This is a genomic window from Moraxella sp. CTOTU47579, from assembly GCF_032004885.1.
GTDB classification, from domain to species: domain Bacteria; phylum Pseudomonadota; class Gammaproteobacteria; order Pseudomonadales; family Moraxellaceae; genus Faucicola; species Faucicola tetraodonis.
This window is the reverse complement of the sequence record NZ_DALZOJ010000007.1, coordinates 131988-141383: the sequence shown is the minus strand read 5'-3', so window position 1 is coordinate 141383 and position 9396 is coordinate 131988. Positions and strand designations below refer to the sequence as shown.

Sequence of the window (9396 nt, the reverse complement as noted above, 5' to 3'; positions counted from 1 at the left end):
AAACTGTGAGCGTCATTTAAATTCGAGCCTTCAATTTACCAATCTTGCTTTCATCGCTTTCGTTAAACCTCTCTTCATTTAAAGTAGAGGTATTTAATTTTGTTCGGTTAATTATTAATAATTTTTTTAAAAAATTTAAATAAAAATAAGACGAAATTGACGTTTTTTTATCAAAAATATCGAGAGAGTGGGGGTTAAAAAACACGCAATATTGCGTGACCAAACTGCAAGATAATTTTCTTAATTGTCATTAAATCACATTAATGTTATTCTTGAACGCTTAGTTAAACCCACTCGTATCAAAGCTTTGAGTATTAAAGTACATTAATATCAAATAGGGTAGATTGGTCTAGCGACTTTGACATGGTGGGGGTCGTCTGTTCGAGTCAGATTATGCCTACCATATTCCAAAAGCCCCAGTCGATTGATTGGGGTTTTTTTATTGCAGTGATATCAAGGGTTTACGTGGTTTTTCGAGAATTGAAATTTTGACCACTTTTGTGATTTTGGGCACAGAAAAATCGCTTAAAAATCTTGTGTGCCCATTTTGTGCCCAAATTGTGCCTTGGTTAATTTTTGAGCAAGTAGGTTTTGACCCCCACTCAAATTTAAAAGAGATGAAACTGAATTTTTTTTGATTTTCATTGCTTATTTTAAATAGCCTTCATGTCCTAAAAAAAATCCTTTTAAAGTATCCCTATCAAAACTATAAACATGAGCAAGTGGCGATTCACTAGTCACTATCCACTTTCATTGTCATCAATGTAGGTTGTTAATTTAAGATGAGGCGTAACTACCAAATTTCTCCATTAAAAAATCAATGAGAAGCTGTATTTTTTTAGCTTTAACAGGTGTCGGCAAATAGTATAAATAATTGGCAGGAAAGGTTATCCAATGTTCTTCAAGTACGGGTACCAGCGCTGAATTAGTTGCTAAAGGTTCAAAGATTCGCCCTATGCCCAGTCCTTGCAAAGTGGCATCTAATACTTGTTCAGAGTCATTAAAAATTAGCGTGTTTTCAATGGGTTGTAATTTATTTTCCCCATTTATCTGCAAAAATAAGGGCTCGATTCGATTACTACTCATAAAACGAAAGCCAATCATCCGATGATGTTGTAAATCATCTAAGGTCTTTGGTATGCCGTATTTGCTTGCATAGTCTAAAGAAATATACAGCCCTTGCCGAAACGCAGGATAAATGGGCTTAGCCACCACGTTGTCAGTCAAGTTATTACCAAATCTTACCCCCAAATCAAACCCTGCTTCTATCAAATCCACACTAGCATTATTAATAGAAAATTCCAAAATTATCTTTGGATAACGCGCACAAAATTCTGCATAAAAAGGTTTAAATATCAGTTCGAAATGTAGCTGTGATAAAGTGATTCGTACAAGACCACTTGGTTGTTGATACTGATCGCCAATATGCTGCCAAGTGTTTTGTAACCTAGAAATCGGTTCTCGGGTTTGGCTATAAAGTTGTTCGCCAGCGTCGGTTAATTGTAGTTTACGTGTTGTGCGAACGAATAAGGCAATACCAACATTACGCTCTAATGTCTTAAGCGCCTTGCTTACCGATGGTACCGTGATACCTAGCTTTTTAGCCGCATTGGTAATCGATTTTTCTTGAACAATACTATGAAAAATCAGTAATTGCCCAAAGTCAGATTGATTCATGATAGGTTCTCTATTATTGCCTTTTAGCTAATAATATTTTAGCTTATTATAGACTAATCGTTTGTGAATAAGCGTTTTATAATAGCTTAATCTTAACTCAGTCAAATAAAGGAACAAAAATGAACCCACAAAAAATTGCCGTCATAGGAGCCACAGGGTATGTTGGGAAAGCGGTTGTCAAAGAATTAGCACAACGTGGACATCAAGTTACTGCGTTTGCCCGCCATATTGATAAAGTCGAACCCCAAGACAATGTCACCGCTGTACAAGCTGACGTGATGAGTGCGGATTTTCCACAAAAATTACAAGGGTTTGATGCCGTTGTGAGTGCATATAACCCCGGATGGACTAACCCCAATATTGGTGAAGAATTTACACAAGGTTCTCAGGCGATTATTGAAGGGGGTAAACAGGCAAAAGTACCTTATCTGCTGATTATCGGCGGTGCTGGTAGTTTGTATGTTGCTGACAATAAACAGTTGATTGATACACCAGATTTTCCTAAAGAAATCTTTGACGGTGCCAATGCAGCACGCCATTTAATCCAAGCGTTAACAGACCGTCGTGATGTGAATTGGGCGTTTATTTCTCCGCCTGCCATGCTTGGTGTAACCGCTGGTTATAGTGAAGAGCGTACAGGAGAGTATCGTTTAGGTGACAACCACCTGTTGATGAACGGCGATATACCTGCAGGTATCAGTGTGGCGGATTTAGCGATTGCCATTGCCGATGATTTAGAAAATAAAACCCATCTGCATCAGCATTTTACAGCGGCTTCTATTTGAATGTAACCGACTGACTGAATTTAACTGAATGACTCACAAGGGCAAGGCTGCTATTGTTATGCAGCCTTGTTGCTTGCAAAAATTTGTTTATAATCTTTTCAATAATAATCCAGTGAAAGCCAACCTCACAAACTGCAAGCAGGTATGAGTTGAAACTGAATAATACCCAACACCCTTCAATCCTATCTTCCTTCAATTCCATCTTCAATATAACCTTCAATCCAATCTTAAAGCATACCAAATTTGCTGCGAGTTAAACTAACCTTTTTTTCTACGGATAATAGCTAGCTCTACGGATAACTGCAGTTAATTTATCCACGCTTCCTTTATATATCCGCAAGCTAAAGTATCCGCATTGTAGAGCGGTTAGAAAATTTCTCTATATTCTTATCAATTATAATTATTAAGCTTTGTTATTATTTTGTGGAATAATGTCACCATTCGATGATACTTGATAGGGCTTTATAGCATTTCATATCGAAAAAATGAAAAATTTTGAGGATAAGGACAAATTGTCCTAAATATTGTATAAGGTATTGTAATGAGAAAAGTTTCTGCTCTACTTATTTCGGGGTTTAGTATTAGCTTGCTATTAGCAGGTTGCCAGCAAAATACCACCAAATCTGCCAATGCGGCAACCACCAATGAAGCACAGACCAATGACGCTAAGAGCGGTGATTCAAAACCACTTGAAGAAGTGCGTATCGGATTACAAAGTTCAGGAGCGTTGGTGTATCTGCGGGAAAGTAAGCTGCTTGAAAAGTCGCTCGAAAAATCCGGCATCAAAGTCAATTGGGTGCAGTTTCAATCGGGACCGCCGATGCTAGAAGCGCTAAATACCAACAATATTGACTTTGGCACCACAGGGGACACCCCACCCATTTTTGCCCAAGCCGCGGGTAGTAATCTGGTGTATGTTGCCTATGAAAAACCTTCACCACAGTCTGAAGCCGTCATTGTCCCCGCCAATTCAACCTTAAAGTCAGTGGCTGAATTAAAAGGTAAAGCTGTGGCGGTGACTAAAGGCTCTAGTGCTAACTATACGTTACTAAAAGCATTGGAACGTGACAAATTGAGTTTTGCTGACATAGATGTCAAGTATTTACAGCCATCTGATGCCCGTGCTGCCTTTGAATCGGGGAAACTGGATGCTTGGACCGTTTGGGAGCCTTATCTGTCGAGTGCCAAAATTGAGCTAAAAGCGCGAGTTTTGACCGATGCTACAGGTCTTAAGCCCAATAATACATCGTTTTATTTGGCATCAACGGATTTTGCTCAAAAACACCCCGATGTGGTTAAAGACATTGTCAAAGCCATTGATGAAGCGGATAAAGCGATTACCGCTGACCCGGTAACTTTTAGCAAAATGATCCAAAAAGTCACCAATCTAAAACCTGACGTGGCGTTAGCCTCGGTGAAATCAAGAAATTACGGTGTCAACTATATCACCGATGACATCATTCAAGCGCAGCAGCAAGAAGCGGATACTTTTTATAAAAATAAATTGCTGCCAAAACAAATACAGGTAAAAGATATTGTCTGGTATCCACCCAAGTAAACCCTATTGCTAGTAAAAATATGGCTAGTAAAAAAGGGTAGGTAACCTTTATGACGCTAGCTTGCACTTACTACGTTGAAGCGATACAGCCGACAGTTAGGCTTTTAACAGTTAGCTTAATAAAGATAAATTTGCATTGAGAGATTGTTTATGAAAACGTCAAGTTTTGTTGCGGATAATTCAGTGGTCGCGGCATCAAAGCCGCTACCGACGAAACCGATAAGGGTGAATGCGCCAGTCAAGACATTGTCAACCCGCAAGGTTGTTAAAACCCTATTTGCGCGTACAGGGGGTTGGTGGTTGCCATTACTTATGTTGGCGGGTTGGCAACTGGTAGCAAGTTATCAATTACTGCCTGAGGCTTACCTTAAAAATATTTCGTCACCCAGTGCCGTTCTTCAAGCGGGCTATGAACTCATAAAAAGTGGTGAGCTTTGGCAGCATCTAGGCATTAGTGCGCTGCGAGCGTTTGCTGGGTTGTTGATTGGCGGGTTGTTTGGGTTGGGGTTTGGGCTATTGACCAGCACTTTGCCTGTATTTCGCACCTTATTGGATACCACCTTTCAAATGCTGAGAAACATTCCACATTTGGCATTAATTCCCTTGGTCATCGTGTGGTTTGGGATTGATGAAGCGGCAAAGGTTTTTTTGGTGGCAGTTGGCACATTTTTTCCGATTTATTTGAATACCTATCATGGCGTCCGTAATGTGGATAAACATCTGGTTGAGATGGCAAAAAGCTATGATTTAACGGGCTGGGCATTGTTTAAAGAAGTGATTTTACCTGGGGCATTGCCGAGTATTTTGGTTGGGGTGCGTTTTTCATTGGGCATTATGTGGCTGACGCTGATTGTGGCGGAAACCATTTCGGCCACCACAGGCATTGGGTATTTAGCCATGCACGCTCGCGAATTTTTTCAGATTGATATCATCATGTTTTCAATCTTGGTTTATGCACTATTAGGATTTCTAGCCGATTTTATTGCCAAAAAGCTTGAGTTTGTTTGGCTCAAATGGCACCCCGCTTACCAACAAGGAGCACACTGATGTCAACGCAATTGTCAGCACCATTGTCAGCGCCATCCAGAACGCCATTAAAAACCTCAACAGGATTGGCTTTAAGCTTAACCAATGTGGTCAAAAAATTTGACAATCGAGAAGTCATTAAAAACCTAGATTTGCACATTCAAAGTGGTGATTTTATCGCTATTGTCGGGCACAGTGGCTGTGGTAAATCAACGTTGCTACGTTTACTTGCTCAGTTAGAAACGGCGAGTAGTGGGGAGTTGACCGCCATGTCAATTGCCAATCAAGCAATGTCGCCTCAGGCATGGCGACAATCCACGCGGCTGATGTTCCAAGATGACCGATTATTGCCTTGGAAAACGGTACTGGAAAATGTGGGGCTTGGGCTAAAAATGCCAGATTGGAAAGCGCAAGCGTTGAAAGCGTTAGCGGAAGTCGGCTTGGCAGAGCGAGCTGATGATTGGCCATCGGCATTGTCAGGGGGGCAAAAGCAGCGAGTGGCTTTGGCCAGAGCGATTATTCATCGTCCCCAGCTGTTGCTACTTGATGAGCCATTGGGGGCGCTAGATGCGTTAACCCGTCTTGATATGCAGCAACTATTGGTCAAATTATGGCAAGAACATCGATTTACGGTGATTTTAGTGACCCATGATGTCAGTGAAGCGGTCATTACTGCTGACAGGGTGATTTTAATTGAACGAGGCAAAATTGGACTAGACTTGCCAATCTTATTGCCACATCCCCGTAATAACATGACTAAAACTGCGCCACTTGAGCAAATTGTTCTTGATAAGATTTTAGCGGTGCATTGAGTCTCCCCATCGGCAAATGACAAGCCACTGATACCTTTTGGCACTCTTTGGCACCCTTTATTTAGCAAAAGCCCATTAAAAAATTAATGGGCTTTTTTTATGCTCACATAATCAATCAAATGACATTCTCTTCATCACATTTCTTGCTATAGATAGCAAAATATCTTGGTTATCTTTGCGAAAAAAAATCTTTACCATGATGCCTTATTCAAGCATTTGGCGGTAAGGAATTAGCATGACGGATTTTAATCAGCCATGGTGCCAAACAACCCTGTTAATCAAGGGCGAGCGCTACTACTGCTGCAACAGGCAAAATTAATTGGGCTAAAAGACCCAAATAATTTTCTCTCTAACTTAAACGATATCAGCAGCAATCCAAAACAATTGCAGTTTATTGAAGTCGAAGGGCCGCAGACCGCAAGAGCGGTTGATGATGCTGATTTGGTGTTTAGCTATCCGCATTATTTGCGCTTAGCCAAAACCATTGACCCCAATCAAGCTTTAGTCTTTGATGATACCACCAATAACCGCTATGCGATTTTATTTGTCACTCGGGATGATTTTGCCCAAAAAAATCCTGAACGAGCCGAACAGCTGAAAAAATTTATTCACATTTATCAAACGTCACCCAACGTAAAACAAGTGCTTGACAAAGAAATCGGGGGGAAACTTTGGTTTCCAGGTTGGACCTCGTAATGCGTTAACAAGTTTTAGCCATAACAATTACAAAGGATCATGCTATGCAGTCGTTTACTCATATTACCCAAGATGACAGTCATTCATCACCTCCCTATATCCGAATCGACAAGGTCAATAAGTTTTATCAAGGACAAGCGCAAGCGATTCATGCACTAAAAGATATCTCGCTTGAGGTGCCAACAGGCAAAATTCTGGGTATTATCGGTAAAAGCGGGGCAGGTAAATCATCTTTATTACGCATTATCAACGGCTTGGAGTCGATTAGTGATGGTCATGTTTATATCGATGATAACAATGTGGCAGCACTTAGCCAAGCACAGCTACGACAGCTGCGACAAGGTATTGGTATGATTTTTCAGCATTTTAATCTGCTGTCGAGTAAAACGGTACAAGACAACGTCGCCTTGCCATTAAAAGTCGCCAAAGTAAGTCAGGCTGATATCAATAAACGTGTGGCGCAAGTGCTAGAGATGGTGGGGCTTAGTGATAAAGCATTGATGTATCCTTCCCAGTTATCAGGCGGTCAAAAACAGCGGGTGGGCATTGCGCGGGCGCTCGTGAATGAACCCAAAATTTTATTGTGTGATGAAGCCACGTCAGCACTAGACCCAGAAAGTACCCAGTTAATTTTGCAGTTACTCAAGCAAATTAATAAAAAACTTGGCATTACCATTGTGCTCATTACCCATGAAATGCAAGTCATTCGAGATATTTGCGACCAAGTGATTGTCATTAACCAAGGGCAAATCGTTGAAACAGGACCAGTGTGGAAAGTATTTGCCTCACCCATGCACACCATGACCCAAGAATTACTAGGCTATAATCAGTCATCCATTGATTTGGGTGAGGATAAACTCACCGACAAACACAGTGCCACTCATACTTTGCTCAACCTAAGATACGTTACCCCAAGAAAATCTGCCCCTGATTTAAAGGCAATTTTTGCGCAATTTGAAGCGCCCGTCTCTTTGTATCAAAGTCAAGTGGATACCATTCAAGGCTACTTGGTAGGCAATATCGTCGTTGGCGTCGCAACCACGGGTTTAGATGTCGCGCAATTGACCCAGCGCTTGGGTCATCAAATTTTGCATGTGGAGTTAATCGGTTATGCTTGAGTTGTTACTGACGGGGTTGATTGATACGCTGATTATGGTTGGCGTATCAGCGATTTTAGCGTTTTTATTGGGGTTACCGATCGCATTGGTATTGGTCAATTCAAGCGAGCAAGGTATTGCCCCATCATTTTTGACCAATCTAAGTTTGGGTTGGTCGGTGAACATTGTGCGTGCTATTCCCTTTTTGATATTGATGGTGGCTATTATTCCAGCCACTCGAATGATTGTCGGTACAAGCTATGGTGTGTGGGCAGCCGTGGTACCGTTAACCTTAGCCGCAACCCCTTTTTTTGCTCGAATTGCCGAAGTGAGTCTGCGTGAAGTTGACCCAGGGCTCATAGAAGCGGCACAAGCGATTGGCTGTAACCGTACACAGATTATTCGGTATGTCTTATTGCCCGAAGCATTGCCTGGCATTATTGCCGGGTTTACCGTGACGATTGTCACCATGATTAATTCGTCTGCCATTGCTGGGGCAATTGGAGCGGGGGGCTTGGGCGATATTGCCTATCGTTATGGTTATCAGCGCTTTGATGTGCAAATGATGGTATCAGTCATTGTCGTTTTGGTGACATTGGTGATGTTGGTGCAAGCCACAGGCGATAGTTTGGCTCAATGGGTCGATAAACGCCAATTGTAGCTCTGCAGATTTACCACTTTGATATAGCAAAAAATCAGCTAAATAATGCAGATATTGTTGTTTCACAAACGGCTTAATTTTTCGTTTAATGGGCTTATCGAAATGTCATCGATTTATCTGATTACACTAAATTAAGGAATAAAGATGTCTATCACTCAAAATTTCACTAATCAATCAAATCCAACTATCCCACTCAATATCGTTGCGGTATCGGGTGGGCTCAACACACCATCAAAAACCGAAAGTCTGGTACAAAATATTGTAGATGAATTGGCACAAGCCACGCCCATCAACGTACATTTTATCAAACTTAGTGAAATCGGGCCTTTACTCAGTGGGGCGATTTATCGTAACCAACTGCCAGAGCGAGTACAAAACGACTTGGCAGCGATTGAGGCGGCGGACGCCTTGATTGTAGGAACGCCAGTGTATCGCGCGTCTTTTACCGGATTGTTTAAACACTTATTTGACTTTGTGGAGCAAACCGCGCTTGTGGATGTGCCGGTATTATTGGCTGCCTCTGGCGGTAGCGATCGTCATGCACTGGTTCTAGAGCACCAACTTCGCCCATTGTTTAGTTTTTTCCAAGCCCAAACATTGCCAATAGGCGTGTATGCGACGGATAAAGACTTTACCCCAGAATACACCGTCTCAAGCCAACAGTTGCGTGACCGTATTGTGTTAGCGGTGGCGCGCGCGTTACCGATACTTGAGTGGGCACCCGCCAAAGGCCGACGCGCCCAAGCCATTAAAGAAAAATCAGCGCAAGCCAATCAGCAGTTAGGCATTAATAAACAAGTCGAACAAGCCGAAATATTACCCTCTGTGGCAGTGCCAGATTTATCGAGTGCCGAAGCCAGACTACACCCGCAAACTACTCAATCATCCCTTAAAAACCATCCATCCGTCTCCTAAAGGGCGCATGTCTTAGTGCGTATTAGCTGACATCACCAGCTCAGTATGAGTAAATACAACCCGAGCAACAAACTGCTTGGGTTATTCTAATTTTGTTTTTTTGTGTGAGTGATATATGTAATTTTGGAATATTAATTTGTTTGATAGGCGTTTGTTGTCCTAGGCTGCT

8 protein-coding genes and 1 pseudogene are annotated in these 9396 nt (G+C 41.7%); 8 read left to right on the top strand and 1 reads right to left on the bottom strand.

Features of this window, described 5'->3' with window-relative positions; translation table 11 throughout:
- Positions 1–777: 777 nt before the first annotated feature.
- Positions 778–1677 (bottom strand): LysR family transcriptional regulator, encoded by a 900-nt coding sequence (locus RTP55_RS07170; protein ID WP_312385221.1) that lies wholly within the window; start codon positions 1675–1677, stop codon positions 778–780.
- A gap of 119 nt (positions 1678–1796) precedes the next feature.
- On the opposite strand from RTP55_RS07170, the gene RTP55_RS07165 reads away from it, so the two are divergent.
- From RTP55_RS07165 to msuE, 8 genes and pseudogenes are all read left to right on the top strand, one after another.
- Positions 1797–2462 carry an NAD(P)-dependent oxidoreductase gene (locus RTP55_RS07165; protein ID WP_203172306.1) on the top strand — a complete coding sequence of 222 codons (666 nt, stop codon included), beginning with the start codon at positions 1797–1799 and terminating at the stop codon, positions 2460–2462.
- A gap of 541 nt (positions 2463–3003) precedes the next feature.
- Positions 3004–4020, top strand: coding sequence for an aliphatic sulfonate ABC transporter substrate-binding protein (locus tag RTP55_RS07160; RefSeq protein WP_219331698.1), 1017 nt, complete (start codon positions 3004–3006; stop codon positions 4018–4020).
- Positions 4021–4170: 150 nt separating this feature from the next.
- Positions 4171–5067: an ABC transporter permease subunit gene (locus RTP55_RS07155; RefSeq protein WP_257619666.1), complete on the top strand. Its 897-nt coding sequence runs from the start codon at positions 4171–4173 to the stop codon at positions 5065–5067.
- A complete protein-coding gene (locus RTP55_RS07150) occupies positions 5067–5858 on the top strand; it encodes an ATP-binding cassette domain-containing protein (protein ID WP_312385216.1) in 792 nt (263 codons plus the stop codon). Before RTP55_RS07155 ends, RTP55_RS07150 begins: the two co-directional genes overlap by 1 nt.
- Positions 5859–6113: 255 nt before the next feature.
- Positions 6114–6554: pseudogene (locus RTP55_RS07145) on the top strand (MetQ/NlpA family ABC transporter substrate-binding protein); the annotation flags it as partial.
- A 44-nt stretch (positions 6555–6598) separates the two neighbouring features.
- Complete coding sequence (locus RTP55_RS07140) at positions 6599–7672, top strand: methionine ABC transporter ATP-binding protein (RefSeq protein WP_282841422.1); 1074 nt, start codon at positions 6599–6601, stop codon at positions 7670–7672.
- On the top strand, positions 7665–8312 hold the full coding sequence (locus RTP55_RS07135) for a methionine ABC transporter permease (protein ID WP_007117073.1): 648 nt from the start codon (positions 7665–7667) through the stop codon (positions 8310–8312). Before RTP55_RS07140 ends, RTP55_RS07135 begins: the two co-directional genes overlap by 8 nt.
- A gap of 144 nt (positions 8313–8456) precedes the next feature.
- Positions 8457–9227 carry an FMN reductase gene (gene msuE / locus RTP55_RS07130; protein WP_312385213.1) on the top strand — a complete coding sequence of 257 codons (771 nt, stop codon included), beginning with the start codon at positions 8457–8459 and terminating at the stop codon, positions 9225–9227.
- The last annotated feature ends 169 nt before the right edge of the window (positions 9228–9396 follow it).

Bases quoted from the DNA above. Each gene is read 5' to 3' on its own strand.
- RTP55_RS07135 (WP_007117073.1), top strand. From the start codon at position 7,665: ATGCTTGAGTTGTTACTGACGGGGTTGATTGATACGCTGATTATGGTT.
- RTP55_RS07155 (WP_257619666.1), top strand. From the start codon at position 4,171: ATGAAAACGTCAAGTTTTGTTGCGGATAATTCAGTGGTCGCGGCATCA.
- RTP55_RS07140 (WP_282841422.1), top strand. From the start codon at position 6,599: ATGCAGTCGTTTACTCATATTACCCAAGATGACAGTCATTCATCACCT.
- RTP55_RS07165 (WP_203172306.1), top strand. From the start codon at position 1,797: ATGAACCCACAAAAAATTGCCGTCATAGGAGCCACAGGGTATGTTGGG.
- RTP55_RS07170 (WP_312385221.1), bottom strand. From the start codon at position 1,677: ATGAATCAATCTGACTTTGGGCAATTACTGATTTTTCATAGTATTGTT.
- RTP55_RS07160 (WP_219331698.1), top strand. From the start codon at position 3,004: ATGAGAAAAGTTTCTGCTCTACTTATTTCGGGGTTTAGTATTAGCTTG.
- RTP55_RS07150 (WP_312385216.1), top strand. From the start codon at position 5,067: ATGTCAACGCAATTGTCAGCACCATTGTCAGCGCCATCCAGAACGCCA.
- msuE (WP_312385213.1), top strand. From the start codon at position 8,457: ATGTCTATCACTCAAAATTTCACTAATCAATCAAATCCAACTATCCCA.